We start from the raw sequence: 14,491 nt of genomic DNA on the forward strand, positions 1-14,491 counted from the left end.
CGGGTGGCGTGACCGACCCCAGCCGGGCCGAACAGGACGCCCTGGAGAACTCGGTCCCCCGAGACGAGAACGGCGACCCGACCCGGCCGCCGGACCCGGCGGACGGCCCGTGGGTGCAGCGCATCAACGGCGAGGGCCCGGACGCACCGGGCCGGAGCAACAACTGTGTCGACACGGCCCTGTCCACGGTCGACACGTACGCGGGCAACCCGACGGCCGCCGGCGCCCGTACCCCCGACCTGGACGCGGACGGCAACCCGTCGGACCGCGGTGAGAGGGGCGGCCGCGACCGCATCGAGAACACGCTCGGCGCCCGCTTCAACGACATGGGCAACGGACGCGACGCCTTCAACCGCTTGGAGAACACCCTCCGCGACAGCGGCCACGGCTCCCAGGCCGTCATCATCACCCAGGACGCCAACGGCCGCGCCCACGCCTGGAACGCCGTCAACCACAACGGCAAGATCACCTACATCGACGCCCAGACGGGCCAGCAGAGCCGGAACCCGCTGCACAGCGGCGACCACGGCGTCTTCGCCATCCCCCTGGACTCGAACCGCCAGCCGGCCACGCCGGACCGTGCGCCAGGGCGTGACCACTCCCAACCCGACGGGACCACCCGCCCTGACCGAGATGCGCCGACGACACCTGCAGAAACTGACCGGCGTGCCCCTGAGGAGCCTGCAGGTACGGATCCGACGAAGAACGACCAGAACCCGCCCGACGACCCCACTCGGGAGGAACGCAACAAGTCGTTGCCCAATCCGGAGGATCGGACGCAGGAGCGCAGTAACCTGGCTCCCGACTCGGCCCAGCAAGATGTGCGCAATTATCAAAGTGACGCTCAGGACACGCACCAGGCATACGACCCGGATGCACCTCGTGGCCTGAAGGTGTACCGCATCGGGCTGGACCCGGTACACGACAGCCTGAGGAACTGGGCCGACGAAGGTCGTCTGACTCCCCTACTCCAGAGCGCCGCGGCCCGTATGGACGCATACAACCAGGCGCGAGAGAACGGCGACACGAACCTTCCGCCAACCGCCTTCACGCGCCAGGAGTTGGAAGACGCTTTGGGCGACGACTTCCGTCAGATGAACGACGGACAGCGCTACGCGGTCGTCGCCTCACTCGCTCGCCTCAGTCTCGGGTACCACGAGAGCCAGGGAGTGGGGCACAACCCCGAGCACGACAGGGACGGTCGCCCCTATGCGGACTCCAAGCGTGCCAACGGTACGCCCGATGCGGCCGCCGAGAACGAAAGGGCTCGAAGCGCGGAGTCTCGAGATGAAGCCAACGCAAAGTTCCCGAAGGAATATCGCAACGACGCCGAGACAAAAAAGAATATAAGCGAACTACACCACAGACTAACTGGAGCAAAAAAGGCCAATCCCAGCAACGCCGATGTCAACAAACTGATCGACGCCATGGGCGCCCACAAGCCAGATTTCTCCGGCAAAAATTATGCCGTGATCGAGATGGTGGACAATGACGGGAACAGCACGTTCGTCGTCGACTCATCGGTTCCGGCAGATCCAACCGGCGTCACTCCTCGGCACTCTGAAAAACATCTCCTCGACTGGTTCGACCGGACTAATTCCGGCCCAGGTGGAGCGAAATACCGCCTAGCAGGCCTATATACCGAGCGTGAGCCTTGCGGCTCCGGACAGGGTCACGCTGACTGCTCGACACGGCTCCGCACACACCCTGATTTGAAAGACGGAAAGGCACCCGTGTATTACAGCACTACATACCGGACCGATCCCGACGGCGTTGCCTTGCGCGACGCAGCGCGTGCGAAGCTAAAGGAACAGCAAGAAAAGAGTGGGCTCACCGAGCAACAGATAGCCACCAGGGTAAAGAAGATCCGCACAGATAGGGAAAATGATATGCGGAACGAGATGGAAGACCATCTCAAGGTCATCGGATCGGTTTGGGCCAAGGCTATGCTGCACATAGGTCCGTCGGAGTAGGGAGCCCCATGTCCGTTCCACCCCCGCCCCCCGAACGCTTCACTCCAAGCCAGCTGATAGTCCGGCTACGTCAGTGGTGGGGTGACGGCTCCCCGGAGAAGAAGCGTGTGGACGTTGTCGGCAACTTCGGCGGTGCGGCAGTTCTGGAGGAAGTGCACCGGCAGATCCCCGACAGCGTGCTGGTCGACGCTACTGAAGCGGATCTGGAAGCCGTATTCCGAAGTGCGCTTAGGGCCATTGGGGTACCTGATGACTCGGCGCAGTCCGATGCCTGGCGCCGAGCTGTCCGCCAGCACAGGGACGGCAAGCTGGTACTCATCACTCACGCAGGCCGCGCGGGACTCACGCGGCGCTCCGCTCAGCCGACTCTTGTCCGGGAGCATCCGGTGGAACGCCTCGCGCTCGCCGGAGTGAGCACTGTGGTTGACACGCTCCCATCTGCCGGCGGGGTGCTGACACGCCATCACCTGTCGCTCTGCCTGGACGACAGCACACCAGACCCGGTCCCGGCGGCTTCGCGGTCCCCACAAATTCGTGCGCTGGCTTTGTCGGAGCCGCGGCGAGTGCCCTGGGAGGCGTGGTCCGAGCTGGCCCGAGCGGCGGGAGCCGAGGAAGTCGACGACACGGCCCTGCGCGGTCTGACCCATCGATTCTCCGATGTGCTGACCGTGACCGGCGAGGAGGTTTCCTTCATCGATGAGGCGGTCGCTGAAGCCCTGCGCCGGGACACGCCGGCGGAGTTGAGCCAGCGGGTGAACAGCCACATGGTCGCCTGGCTGCGTGGGCTGGCCTCGCGGCTCCGTCATCCGGACGGTTGGGCCGCCTCCGGCCCCCTCGGCCGATACGCCGCACACGGTCTGGCGATGCATGCCGTACAGGCCGGCGAGTTCGACACGCTGCTGCGTGCCGGCGAGATCCTGGCCAACCTCCCGCAGTCCGCCCTCCTGGATGCGGCGCACTGCGCCCACGACGGCTCCGTCCCCGACACCAATGCCGCCGCCGACGCCGTCTACCTGCACATGTACGGGGTGACACCTGCTGAACAGGGCGAGTGGGCGGCGTGGCTGCACCTGATGGCGACGGCCCGCAACGACACCGCCCTGTGCGCCTCCATCGAACGATCGGGCGTCCAACTCCCCTGGAAGGTGCGCTGGACCCACTGGCGTCCCCCCGGCGGATACGACCCCAGCTACCTCGAACCAGGCCCCGTCTCCTCACTGTTGGACGTGCGCTGGCACGACCGCCCCGCCATCGCCACCCAGGGGGACGACGACAGCATCCGTGTGTATGACGCCGAAACTGGCCGCCTGGTAGCAGGGCCCTACTACGGCGAGCTTCCCGACGAAGTCACCAGCGCACTCACGTGGCCGATGGAAACAGGCCGGGCCCGGCCTACCAGCAGGCAGCAGCTCCTCGCCCATGACGACACCCAAGAAGGACCAGACTTCTTCTTCCTCGGCGCTCTCCTGCGCACCGGCCAACTGACCGTACTCGCCGGACCCGGTGGACTCTTCGCCGTCCAAGGCACCGACCCCGCACCGCTGCCCGGACCACCGCTCCTGGGCACCAAAACCGCAGCGAGCCCCACCCTCCTCAGGGACGCCTCCGGCACGACCGCAGCCGACCTGCCACAACTCTTCCCCGACGCCAGCGTCTTGTGCACTCCGCTCGAGTCCCTGCCGCCAGGGCTGGCCGATGAGACGGCCCGCCGCGTCCTCACCGAGATCGGGCTCCCCGTCATGCAGGAGAAGGGCATCCGGCTGGAACCCGACTACGACAAGTTCCTGTTCGAGCTGCCCTGGACCAAAGACATCGAACCGCCGGCGGAAACCGGCCCGTTCTTCCAGATCGGCCTCTGGTCAGGCGCCGAGATCGTCATCGACGGCCCCACCGGCCACATCCTGCGCATGCCCCGCAGCACCGACGAAAGCGGCCTCGACGGCTACCTCGTCGCCACGAATCTCGACCGCTTCCTCGCCATGGTCACCTGGTGGATCACCGGCCGCCGCATTCTCAACACCATCGAGAACCGCGACGAGGAACACCTCTTCCGGCAGCACATCGAAGACGCCATCTGGATCATCGACAACGCCGGCTCCCGAGCCCAGATCTGGACCTACGCCCTCTACAACGACTGACGGGGAGGCGTGTGGCCCGGCACGGCACGAGACCCCGCCTCACGCCCCCTCGAGCACCGCCAGCCCGAACGCCAACGGCAAGGCACCCACAGCGAGGAGCAAGCCGATCGCCGCCAGCCCCGCCCGGATCTCCCGGTTGCCCCGGAAGGCCAGGTAGGCGCCGATCGGCGGCAGGATGCAGCACAGCAGCAGGCTGAAGCGCCAACCCTCTTCGCGGATGAAGAAGAACATGAGTGCCAGGCTCACAGGAACCAGACAGGCACTCATGATCCGGGCACGCCCGAGGAAGAGATCGAGGCCCCCGGCGCCGTTGAAGAAACTCATCCCGTCCGTCCAGTTCCGTCAGAAGTGCGCAGTCAGCAGTCAGCAGTCAGCAGTCAGCAGTCAGCAGTCAGCCATTGTTCTAGACGGCCGCGTGGTCGTAGCCGCCGGTTCCCACCTGCGGGAATCCGTCCGCGGCCGCGAACCCGTTCACGGCCGTCGACATGACCAGACCAAGCGCACTCAGCGCCGACGCGAACGTGTCGAACGCCTTCGACGCCTCGGCCCACAGCTGCATGAGCCGGATGGCCTCCGCCGCGGCCAGCGCGAACATCGCCGCCGAAGCGACCTGTCCGCCGACCGGGATGACGTTGACGGCCTGCGCCGCGAGCAGGTTGACCAGCCAGATGACGAGCAGGTCGCAGAACATCACCAGGAACGACTTCAGGAACTCCGCGAACTGGAACGCCATCTGCGCCGCCTGCGCATAACAGCGCTGCAGGGACGTGAACGTCTCCTTGATCTCCTCGAGCTTCTTGGTGAACTCGTCGAAGTACACGGTCGCCGCATTCGCGGCGTTGCCGTCCCAGGTCAGACCGACGTTCTGGGTGCCCTTGCGCACGTTGGCGGCGAGCGCGTCGCAGAAGGACGCGAGACTGCCCCAGACGTCGGAGCAGTCGTTGTACCCGTTCCAGTCCCCGAACACCCAGTTCGTCACTTCGGCGAAGGGGTCGAAGTCGAAGAGCAGCTTGGACGCCTCCACGGCCATCGCCGAGGGGCTGCCCAGGTCAAGAACGCTGCCCAGCGTCTTCTGCACCGGGCTCATCTGGTATTCGTCCGCGTGCCCGGACGCGTATTTGACGAGGGGATTGCTGGGATCCCCGGGTGCCTTCAGCAGGTCCACCGCGTCGCTGGCGTCGGAGAAGTCGTGCGGATCGCCGCCGGAGTCCCCGCCCGAGACCTTGGAACCCGGGTAGGTGGCGTCGAGCTTGGCCGCCTCGTCCGTGTCGGTCGCCCTGTAGTACTTCGCCGTGCCGGTCAGCTCCTTCTCGGACGCCTCCAACAGGCTCTTGACCTTCTCCAGCGCCTTCTTGGCCTCGCTGACGTACCGGTCGTGCTCACCTGCGACGAGGTCCCAGGCCATTCCACCGACCGACTTGTCGATCTTCGCGTTGTTGCCGACGAACGAGACCGCCTGGGCGCCGCCGTCCGCGGCACGGCCGACGAGCTTCGAGAAGCCGTCGATCGCACCGGGTTCCACCCGAAAGTTCACTTCTCCCCCATTGCCGGGACCAGAGCCGCGTACAGCCGCTCAGTACGGGGCCGGCCACCGCTCGGTACAGGAACCAGCCAGTCGCATCTAGTACAGGGACCAACCACGCCCGTCGTGACGCCGCTTGGCGCTGGAACGGTTCTCCGGCTCGGCGCGCCGCTCCTCCTCGAGCTTGCGGCGTTCGTCCTCCAGTCGGCGTTCTCCCTCCGCCGCGAGGGCCTCGCGCTCGCTGTCGGACATGGCGGCCCACTTCTCCGCCAGCGGCGCCGACCGCTGCACGGCCTCCTCCGCGTACGCGGAGACGTTGGCGGCCTCGCGCAGCCCCATGCGCCCGGAGAGGACCTCCTGGGCCATCTCCTTGAGGGCCGGACCGCCCAGTCCCGAGGCGAGATGTTCCAGGGACTGCCGCAGGATCCTGGCGTGGGCGGGGTCCTGCTGGGTCATCTCCAGAAACTCGGAGTCGTCGACGCGTTTGTCGGAACTGCTCTCGGCGCTGTCCAAGGGAAACCTCATCAGGAGGGTCGGCGGGTCTCGACCGGCGTGAACCTACCAACGCATCTGCGAACGCTTCAACACACGTTCCGCGGGCCATATCAGTCGCTCGCTCCAACTCCAGTTCGCCGCGTGCGGCTTGGAGCTCCCAGTCGGCGTCTCCGCGTATCCCTATGAACGCGCTCACTCACGGTGAGCCAACGCGAAGGATGCGAGCGGGCCCGATATGCCCGCGTATCTCCGGTGCCGGCTCACCCGAACTCGTTCCGAGCCCAGTCGTCCCCGGCCCCCGACGCGGCCGGAGGACGGGAGGGGCGGGAGCCTGCCACGGACGCCGCACCCGCGGGTGCACCGGCCGCCGCGGGTACGGCGGGCGAGTCGGCGGTTGAACCGGCGTAGGAGCCGGAGGCCGGGGTCGAAGCGGTGGCCGGAGTCGAGTCACCGGACGCCTGCTCCCCACCCGTGGCATCCTGCCCGTCCGCCCCGCCATGCCCGCTCAGCGCGTCGACTCCCCGCTGCACGCGGTCGCCGGCCGCGCCCGTGACCGCCTCCGTGCCGCGGTCGATGTACGTGTTCGGATCGAGGTAACCGGCGGCCGACGAGCCCTCTCCTCCCGTGACCTCCGCCTTGAGGCCGTCCAGGTACTCACCGCCCGCCTTCTTGGCGACGTCGACGGTCTCCCCGACGTCGATGCCGGAGCGGGCGTCGAAGTAGGCCTCGATGCTCTGCTGGCCGACGTTCTGGGCCATGCCGACGGCGGCCTCGCGGGCCTTCTCCTTGGCGGCGTCGACGACCTTCTCCTGGACGATCTGCTTGACCTGGTCCTTGACGACCCGCTTGGCGGCCTTCTTCAAGGCGTCCACGGTGGCGTGCTCCATGGCCTTCGCGGCGGCCTCCAGGATCTCCTTCTTCAGGCGGTCGAGCAGCTCGCGGACGATCAGCCGGGTGGCCTGCGTCGCGCCCATCGCCCCGAGTTCGGACAGCCCGAAGGTGAAGGGCGCCGCGGCCTGCGCCGCGATGATCTCGATGGCCAGGGCGATGAGCTGGGCGATGACGGACAGTTTGGCCGTGAGGACGGCGATCGCGGCCGCGTCGAAGGCGAGGGCGATCACCTCGCACGCGAGCTTCGCGTCGGGGAGATACCGGTCCTCGCCGTTCGCGCCGGTGTAGGCGCCCCAGTCCTTGCTGAACCCCTCGATGGCGGAGCCGACGTTGGCGGCGACGACCGTGCGGGCGAAGCCTTCGCCCTGCGCCTCGATCTTCTCGAGTTGGGCTCCGAAGCCACGCCAGGTCTCGGCGACCTGGTGGAGCGCCTCCTCGTCGGCCTCGGGCCAGCTGTAACCGAGCAGGTCCAGCACCCAGGCCAGCTCGTCGGGCAGAGTGAGCGACATGTGAAGTACCCCCGCGCCACTCAGAGTTGACCGGCGATGCCGCTCAACAGCCCGCTGTTCGACGTATCGGAGGCGTCGTACGTACGGGCGTTGTCCTGAAGTGTGTGCCCGATCTGCTGCATCCGCTCGGCGAGGCTGTCCAGCGAGGCGAGGATTCCGTCCCGGATCGGCGTGTAGATCTCACCGAAGACATCTCCGAAATCGGCGTCTGACCAGGGCTCACCAAGCCCTTCCAGAGCACTTGCCAGTTGTTTGGACGCCTTGGCGAAATCGCCTCCGAGGTCGGTGAAATTCTGGCCCTGCCGTCGCAGCACGGCCGTATCCACGTCAAATCCGCCGAACGTCATCGCATCTCCCCCGAACTCCCGGTCCAGCACGTCATATTGCATGACAGGCCGGTAGCTTAGACTCCTCGCGCACGACCCCGAAAGTCGATGGGTCAAGAGATCGTCAAGTTGACCAAAGGACCCCCAAGTGGTGACGTCGCCGCCGCATCATCCCAGCTCAGCCAGCCTCTGGACGGGACGGCTCATAGGGCTCGGAGCACTCCTCGCGGCCATCGTGATAGCCGCGGTGGCGATTCCGGAACTGCGCAGTGAACTCGCTGGAGAAGGAACCGAGGGAACCCTCACGGTATCTTCATGCGAGGCACACACGAAGACCCGTTACGGCGGCTCGCACCGGCGTTCCACCGAACTCCGGTTCGACTGCGCCGGAACCTGGACCGCGCAGCAGAGTGACCTTTCTTACGAAGACGTGGAAGTGGACACTTCATCGCGTTTCGAGACAGGTTCGAAGATCCCCGTGATACAGGTAGACGACACGTTCGAACTCCCCCAGGACCGCGATGCCGGGGACGACGCGGCCGTGGTCGCACTCTGCCTCTCCCTGCTGGCCGCGGGCGTCTACTGCCTGCTGACCGGCTTCGGCGCCCGCAACGGCCTCGGCTTCGCGGCCTCCTGGCGCCGCCTGCCGGCCGCCACCGTCACGGGCCCCCTCCTGGGCGGCCTCTTCGGCCTGGGCGTCCTGGCGGCACTGATCTGCGCGTTCGCCCTGTGAGGCACAAGTCCGGGGCCGCCTCCCCCACACAAGGGCTCTCGCCGTTGACGACCCCCCTGACCACTCCCGTAACCCCACCGTGAGGAGCGCCCCCATGGCACAAGCACAAGCGAGCTCCACCTCGTCGGGATCGAGCGCGGGCGGCCCCGGCCGGCTGATCGGCGTCGGCCTGGTCCTGGTGAGCGTGGTCCTCCTGGCCCTGGGCGCCTACCTCGGGCCGTACGCGTACGCCACGTCCACCCCCGGCAAGCTGACGGTCGAGACCTGCACGGTCGACTACAAGCACCGCAGCAGTTCGTCCAGCAGTTCGCGCAAGCGCACCAAGACCAGATGGTGCTACGGCACGTTCACGGCGAACGACGGCTCCGTCAAGGACCTCAACGCCGAGCTGCGCAGCGACTCGCTGCACCAGCGGGGCGAGGTCATCGAGGCCCTGAAGACCGGTGAGACGTCGTACCAGCAGGACAGCGGCTGGGTCGGCTCGATCGCGGTCGGCTGCGCGTGGTGGTTCGGCGCCCTGATCCCGCTCGCCCTCGGCCTCCTGTCCACCGCCACAGGCTTCGCCTTCGGCGGCGCGTCCGACTTCAACCGGGCCAAGCAGGCGATGGGACACGGCCTGCTCAACACGTTCGTCACGCTGATCGCGGTCGGCGTGATCGGCGTCGCGCTCAGCTTCCTGGTGATGTTCTTCGCGTGACGCGGGCCCCGGCGCCGCCTCATGAGACGAACGCCGCGTGCGGCCATTCGGAACGGGCGGCCCACCAGGCAGGGACGCAGAACCGCCTCGAGGTGGCTGAGCCGCAGCGTAAACGCGTCCGGCACCCGGCTCCAGCCCTGGCCCGAGAGGTGGGCCGAGCACCACGACCCATCGACGAAGCCGATCTCGTGGTCACCGCACACCACATCGCCGCGGTCCCGGATCCAGGCCACATTGCGGATGTTCGTGCCCCACCCCGCCTCGACCGAGCCCGGCCAGCCGGCCGGTGAGGGAGAGCACGCGGGACACGTACACGATGTGCATACGGCGGTCGGTCACCAGCGTGGCCACGAGCGCGGGGTTCGCCGGGTTCTTCGTCCGAGGGACCAGGCGCGGGCCGGATGCCCTGCCATGATGTTCCAGCCGCCGTGGAACGGCTTGCCCGGCTTCCTCTCCTCCCGCTCCGTGAACGCTTCGGTTAACCGCTCGAACGGGCTCAGGGAGGCCGTGACCATGCGCAGGAGCCAGGCGAACGGAATCAGCAACCAGCTTCCGAGCGCACGCCCTTCGGACGCGAGAACCCGCGGGCGACGGAGGTAGCCGGGCGAAGGCGCGCGCACGGCCAGATTGATCACCTGATCAGCGCGCAGCACCTCACCCGCCGGCACCGACGCCCTCGCCCGCTCAACCGTGTCACGAACGAATTCCGCCTGCCCCACCTGCAACAAGGCGTCGCCTTCAACATCGAATTCCCCGCTCATGACTTCCTTTTTGTCCGGATCCTGGAGGCGGCGGGGCCGACACCGCGACCATTTCATCAGTCATCGCAAGCCGGCCGCTCGACGACGGGGGGGGGGAGGCAAGTGTGCGTATCAAAGCGGGCGCACTCCTCGATTCGGGTTCGCGTTGTTGTTCCATCCCGGAGAGCGGGCATGGATTCGAGTGGAACCTGCTGACCCCCGTGCTCCTGGGGGTACTTGAGGGCATCGCATCCACACGAAGATCTCGGGGAACCCGCGGGGCTCCTGCGCTACTGGTGACGACACCTCAAGTCTTCCCAGGGGCCCTCGCAATGAAGCGTCAGGGCTCAGCTCGGGTAGGAACCCTGCGGCGGCATCATGTGGGTCGTACCTGCCTGATCATTGCGTCGTCCGGAGCGCGCGAGGAATACGCCACCGATCAAGGAGACCAATCCCGCGACCGCGGCGACCAAACCCGTCATCCGCAATCCCTGCTCCAGCTCAGGGTGCGTAGTCTTGGGAGTGCCGTCCGGAGCAGCCAGGTGCTCGTTGCCGTTGTAGGCAACGGCCCCCGTCCTGTCCTTGGGCGGCGCTGCAGCCGCCTTCACTGCCGCATCGGCATTGATCAATCCGTAGCCCAGCATGGCGTTACCACCACCAGGAGGACGATGGGTGGTGGCGATAAGTACGTCGTTCGCCTGCGCAGGCGAGAGCTTCGGATTCTCAGCGTGCATGAGCGCCACGACGCCCGCCGCCAGCGCACATGCGGGCGATGTGCCGTCGACCGACCGATAGCCTCCGGTGTTGCTGGCACTGGCGATGTCGACGCCGGGTGCGGCCACATCGTTGTACGTATGCACGGTCGAGAAGTCGGCACGCTCGCCGCCCGGCCTTACGGCCGCCACCGAGATCACGCCCGCATAACCGGCAGGATAGGAGCCTCCATTGAGTACGTCGCCCGAGTTGCCGGCCGAAGCGAGGACAGTCACCCCTTTCCGTGCGGCATAGGCAACGGCGGCGGCCTCGCCCTTGTCGTAGGAACTGAGCATGTCGTCATCACCGAGAGACATGGAGATCACATCCGCCCCGTGCTCGACCGCGTACCGGATGCCCTGAGCGACCGGGCTCTCGCCGCGCTGCCGCAGCTCCTCAAACTCCTTCCGATCGAGTTCCTCGTTGACCTCGTCGTCGATGACCCGTACAGAGAGGATCTGCGCCTTCGGAGCCACCTTGAGGACATCCGATGCCATAGCAGTCCCATGCCGGCCCCATTTCGGATTGCCCGGCTGCAGGCCGTCCTTGCGGAAGTCAGGTCCCGTCGTCACACGGCCTTTGAGTGCAGGATGATCCACCTCGACACCAGTGTCGAGAACGGCAACCGTCACTCCCTCACCCTGGCTGCGCTTCTGAGCGGCCGACAGCCCGAGCGCTGCTCCCTCCCATCCGATGGGGGTGGCTGCTTGTGCCGGCGTAGCAGCGAGAGCGCTGAGCAGACCGGTGAGGACCAAGGCCCCGCAAGTTGAGTTTAGAGTCTGGAACTTCACTGGTCTTACCTCTCCAGGCGCGTGATGTGTACGTGGAATGCCTTGCTCAGCGCCTCCGCCGCATTCATCCAGGGTCGTCTGTCTTCGACGTCCGCGCCGTACTCGCCGAACTCATCAGGCAGATTTCCCGAAACGCGGCCATCGACCGCGCCGGTAGTGACGGCGATGGCATAAGGGAGATTTGCTCCCAGTCCGACGCCGCCCATGCCGTTACGTCTGTCCTCCTTCCACTTCGCTGCGAGCGTCCCCGGCACCTTGAACGGAATCACGGCGCCATCGGGATACTCCTCGCCCGACTGATCCTGGAGATACTCGCCCATTTCCTGAGCGGCAGTAGCGGACTCGGGAAGGACGACGATCGCTACGGTAGCGACCATTTCGCCGGTCAGATCGACGTATGTGGCCCGCACCACGGCCTTGCATCCAAGCTGCTGTGCAGTCTTCCTGGTCTCCCCGCTGAGGCCCTTGGAACACTCCGTGTCCTCGGAGATACCCATCCGGCGCCACTGAGCCACACTCTTGTCGGACACTTCATACTGGCTGTTGGGCGGATCCCCGACCGAGGCCGGGAAGAGCCTCTCAGCCGATTCGTTGCGCCACAGGACCGGGCCGTACGCCTCGGCATTGGGTACGTCTTGCTGGCTGTTGCTGTACGCGTGAGCCGCCAGCGCTCCGCCACCCACCATGCCGAGCACCCCGAACGCGGTGAGCAGAGCCCCCGTCACCCTTCGGCCGTTGCCTCCCCGACTGGGCGGACGCACCGATGCTCCGTGCCCAGTGTTCCCGGAAGGGCCATAGGGAGACGGCCCCGGTTGAGCCGGAAACCCAGTCGGCGGCGCCCCTGGTGGTGCGAGCGGCGCGGGGATCGAACCCTGCCATTGCTGCTGCCAACCGTTCTGTGAGGGTGGCTGCCCGTACGGATTGCCGCCTCCTGGAGGCGTGGGATAAGACATCGGTTCCCTCTCACAGGTCAATCTGCGAGGGAGCACCCCGGGTTGTGCGGCCTCACCAGACGCGACCGCATCCCAACAGACCCGCGTCCCGGGTAGCAGCAGGGCCGACTCAGGCCACTCGCTGCACCCTCCGGCGCCCCCGTGAATCATCTGACAGTTTATGACCTTCGCAGCCGCAAGGCATAACCCACCCCACGGCGGTCGCCCTAGGTTGCCGCTGCGTCAATCGCCGCCCCACGGCGGAAGGTTGAAGTCCGCCAGGCTGCGAAGGGGTTTACTGCCCCGGCGCCTGGCCCGGATGTGGGGGTAGCTGAGCATAAGGATTCGAATGCTGGGGGGCTTGCCCGGGAGGAGAGACGTACCCCTGGTTGGAGGTCTGCGGGTACGGCTGCTGAGCAGGTGGGTAGATCCGATGCTGGGGCGCATAGCCCATCGGCTGCTGTGAGATTCCGGGAGCACCTCCCGGCCTGGAATCGGGCCGGCGATTGCGTGTTGTGGCGTACACCACGACTGCGGCGATCACGGCTCCTACGACTGCGATGAGGACAATGGCGCCCACTATCGAGTAGTCCCTTCTTGTACTCAGGTTGATTTTCGACTCGGCACCATTGCTCCGTGCCGAAGGCCGGGCCCACACGGGCAGGCCACGGTCACGCACGAAGCCTGACACCCATACCGAGGTCGCAGTCCGGTTCGAGACCCTCCAAGTGCCGCTTCACCAGACGCGCCGCTCGCCTTCGTCCTGCCACCACCGCAAGACCGGAGGCGACGGCGAGAGCTACAGCCGCCACGTCACTGACACCGAACGTGATCACCGCCAGGGGCACGAGCGCGACCAAGAAGCTCTGGAGAATGGCCGAGTTGGCGTGCGCCACTACTCGGGAATTGGGACGTATGGCTCGTGACTCTCCAGCGATGGGCAGCTCTCGGTCTGACGGGACGAGCGCGTCTCCCGGAAGGGGGACGGAAGCATCCGGTGACTCGAGCCATCCCCAGAGGTAGCGCTGTTCGTCCAGAATCACCACGGCGTAGCCGACCGAATCCGCGTAAGGGAGCTGCCGCGTAGGCGGTCGCCAAAAGACCTGGCCACGAACGCCCACGAGCTGCTGCGCCAAGGAGACTGGGTCGACGATGTCATCGAGGTAGAAGTACAGCTCGCCGAATCCCGTGCTCGTCATGCGAATACGAGGCTTCAGGTGCTTCCTGCTCGACGCCGAAGCTGGGCGCTCATCGATTGCCACCTGCACACCTGCAACGACGACCGGGAGCTCGTGCAGCGTGCCCTGCTGCCGTGTTCGGTGTAGACCAGCCACGGGATCTGACCGCCAGCGGCCGAACAGGTTCATGAACCAGCAGAGCGCCAACCACCCGACGACTACGAACACAGTCCACAGATCTGCGCGCCCGCCAATCTCCTCCTCAAGCGACTGCCGGTCTCCGACGAACACACCCAGTTCGGGTGCCGAGGGGGCGAAGAGTACCCACACCTCTTCACCCGGAGTCGGCTTGTCCCCCGAGGTCAGCGCCACTTCAGTGATCCGCGGTCCTTGGTCGAAGGGCACGGACACCAACACGGTGGAGGTGTAGTGGCCCGTGCGCTGGCTGCTCACGTACTTCGAGGACACGACCTTCTCGATTTCGGTCGTTCGCATCGCGGAGTCGGCGTCAACGATTTCCCAGGCCGCGGGCGTGGGAGACAGCGCGGCGTACGCCACGAAGAATGCCAGTGCCCCCCAGGACCAGGCGGCAAATCCGACCCAGCCATTGCGCTGCTCGACCCACCAGTGCCTGCCTGCCGTCTCCCGACTGTCGGAGGCGCTGCGACGTATGAGAAGAACTCCTACGCCGGCAGCGATCGCCGCCACTACAAGGCAGGACAAGAGGTCCCATCGCGGAGGCCGAGTGGCGGGCTGTATCAGTACGACGGCAACCGCAGCGGCAAGACTCAGGCCCAGCAGAGCCATACAGCG

At 66.5% G+C, this 14,491-nt stretch carries 13 protein-coding genes; 4 read left to right on the plus strand and 9 right to left on the minus strand.

All coding sequences use genetic code 11. The annotated features are described in order from the left end of the window. The first annotated feature begins 8 nt into the window (after nucleotides 1–8). The gene (locus ACFV46_RS09705) at nucleotides 9–1,973 is read left to right on the plus strand and encodes a toxin glutamine deamidase domain-containing protein (protein WP_385497680.1); all 1,965 of its coding nucleotides are present in this window, start codon (nucleotides 9–11) and stop codon (nucleotides 1,971–1,973) included. A gap of 107 nt (nucleotides 1,974–2,080) precedes the next feature. After that, the gene (locus ACFV46_RS09710; RefSeq protein WP_385497682.1) at nucleotides 2,081–4,111 is read left to right on the plus strand and encodes an SUKH-4 family immunity protein; all 2,031 of its coding nucleotides are present in this window, start codon (nucleotides 2,081–2,083) and stop codon (nucleotides 4,109–4,111) included. 39 nt (nucleotides 4,112–4,150) lie between these two features. Here ACFV46_RS09710 and ACFV46_RS09715 read toward each other — a convergent pair whose 3' ends face one another. The 5 genes from ACFV46_RS09715 to ACFV46_RS09735 all read right to left on the minus strand — a co-directional run bounded on the left by ACFV46_RS09715 (nucleotide 4,151) and on the right by ACFV46_RS09735 (nucleotide 7,917). Continuing rightward, a complete protein-coding gene (locus ACFV46_RS09715) occupies nucleotides 4,151–4,435 on the minus strand; it encodes a hypothetical protein (RefSeq protein WP_361927263.1) in 285 nt (94 codons plus the stop codon). 79 nt (nucleotides 4,436–4,514) lie between these two features. Next, nucleotides 4,515–5,633, minus strand: coding sequence for a hypothetical protein (locus ACFV46_RS09720; RefSeq protein ID WP_385497683.1), 1,119 nt, complete (start codon nucleotides 5,631–5,633; stop codon nucleotides 4,515–4,517). 99 nt (nucleotides 5,634–5,732) lie between these two features. Beyond that, entirely contained in the window at nucleotides 5,733–6,146 is a 414-nt protein-coding gene (locus ACFV46_RS09725) for a hypothetical protein (protein ID WP_385497684.1), read from the minus strand. 242 nt (nucleotides 6,147–6,388) lie between these two features. After that, nucleotides 6,389–7,528: a PE-PGRS family protein gene (locus tag ACFV46_RS09730; RefSeq protein ID WP_385497685.1), complete on the minus strand. Its 1,140-nt coding sequence runs from the start codon at nucleotides 7,526–7,528 to the stop codon at nucleotides 6,389–6,391. A 20-nt stretch (nucleotides 7,529–7,548) separates the two neighbouring features. Next, entirely contained in the window at nucleotides 7,549–7,917 is a 369-nt protein-coding gene (locus ACFV46_RS09735; protein WP_385497686.1) for a WXG100 family type VII secretion target, read from the minus strand. A 415-nt stretch (nucleotides 7,918–8,332) separates the two neighbouring features. Between ACFV46_RS09735 and ACFV46_RS09740 the strand changes: the two genes are divergently transcribed. Both ACFV46_RS09740 and ACFV46_RS09745 read left to right on the plus strand, forming a co-directional pair. Next, nucleotides 8,333–8,587 carry a hypothetical protein gene (locus ACFV46_RS09740; protein WP_385497687.1) on the plus strand — a complete coding sequence of 85 codons (255 nt, stop codon included), beginning with the start codon at nucleotides 8,333–8,335 and terminating at the stop codon, nucleotides 8,585–8,587. 94 nt (nucleotides 8,588–8,681) lie between these two features. After that, nucleotides 8,682–9,284, plus strand: coding sequence for a hypothetical protein (locus tag ACFV46_RS09745; RefSeq protein ID WP_385497689.1), 603 nt, complete (start codon nucleotides 8,682–8,684; stop codon nucleotides 9,282–9,284). Nucleotides 9,285–9,619: 335 nt separating this feature from the next. Here ACFV46_RS09745 and ACFV46_RS09750 read toward each other — a convergent pair whose 3' ends face one another. From ACFV46_RS09750 to ACFV46_RS09765, 4 genes are all read right to left on the minus strand, one after another. Continuing rightward, complete coding sequence (locus ACFV46_RS09750) at nucleotides 9,620–10,045, minus strand: hypothetical protein (RefSeq protein ID WP_385497690.1); 426 nt, start codon at nucleotides 10,043–10,045, stop codon at nucleotides 9,620–9,622. A 326-nt stretch (nucleotides 10,046–10,371) separates the two neighbouring features. Continuing rightward, complete coding sequence (locus ACFV46_RS09755) at nucleotides 10,372–11,409, minus strand: S8 family serine peptidase (RefSeq protein ID WP_385497691.1); 1,038 nt, start codon at nucleotides 11,407–11,409, stop codon at nucleotides 10,372–10,374. Nucleotides 11,410–11,573: 164 nt separating this feature from the next. Beyond that, complete coding sequence (locus tag ACFV46_RS09760) at nucleotides 11,574–12,293, minus strand: hypothetical protein (RefSeq protein ID WP_376727318.1); 720 nt, start codon at nucleotides 12,291–12,293, stop codon at nucleotides 11,574–11,576. Nucleotides 12,294–13,171: 878 nt separating this feature from the next. Then, nucleotides 13,172–14,386, minus strand: a complete 1,215-nt coding sequence (locus ACFV46_RS09765; protein WP_385497692.1) for a hypothetical protein — start codon at nucleotides 14,384–14,386, stop codon at nucleotides 13,172–13,174. Nucleotides 14,387–14,491: the final 105 nt, after the last annotated feature.

The organism is Streptomyces sp. NPDC059852, from assembly GCF_042731455.1.
GTDB lineage: Bacteria > Actinomycetota > Actinomycetes > Streptomycetales > Streptomycetaceae > Streptomyces.

Bases quoted from the DNA above. Each gene is read 5' to 3' on its own strand.
- ACFV46_RS09715 (WP_361927263.1), bottom strand. From the start codon at position 4,435: ATGAGTTTCTTCAACGGCGCCGGGGGCCTCGATCTCTTCCTCGGGCGT.
- ACFV46_RS09730 (WP_385497685.1), bottom strand. From the start codon at position 7,528: ATGTCGCTCACTCTGCCCGACGAGCTGGCCTGGGTGCTGGACCTGCTC.
- ACFV46_RS09735 (WP_385497686.1), bottom strand. From the start codon at position 7,917: ATGCAATATGACGTGCTGGACCGGGAGTTCGGGGGAGATGCGATGACG.
- ACFV46_RS09745 (WP_385497689.1), top strand. From the start codon at position 8,682: ATGGCACAAGCACAAGCGAGCTCCACCTCGTCGGGATCGAGCGCGGGC.
- ACFV46_RS09750 (WP_385497690.1), bottom strand. From the start codon at position 10,045: ATGAGCGGGGAATTCGATGTTGAAGGCGACGCCTTGTTGCAGGTGGGG.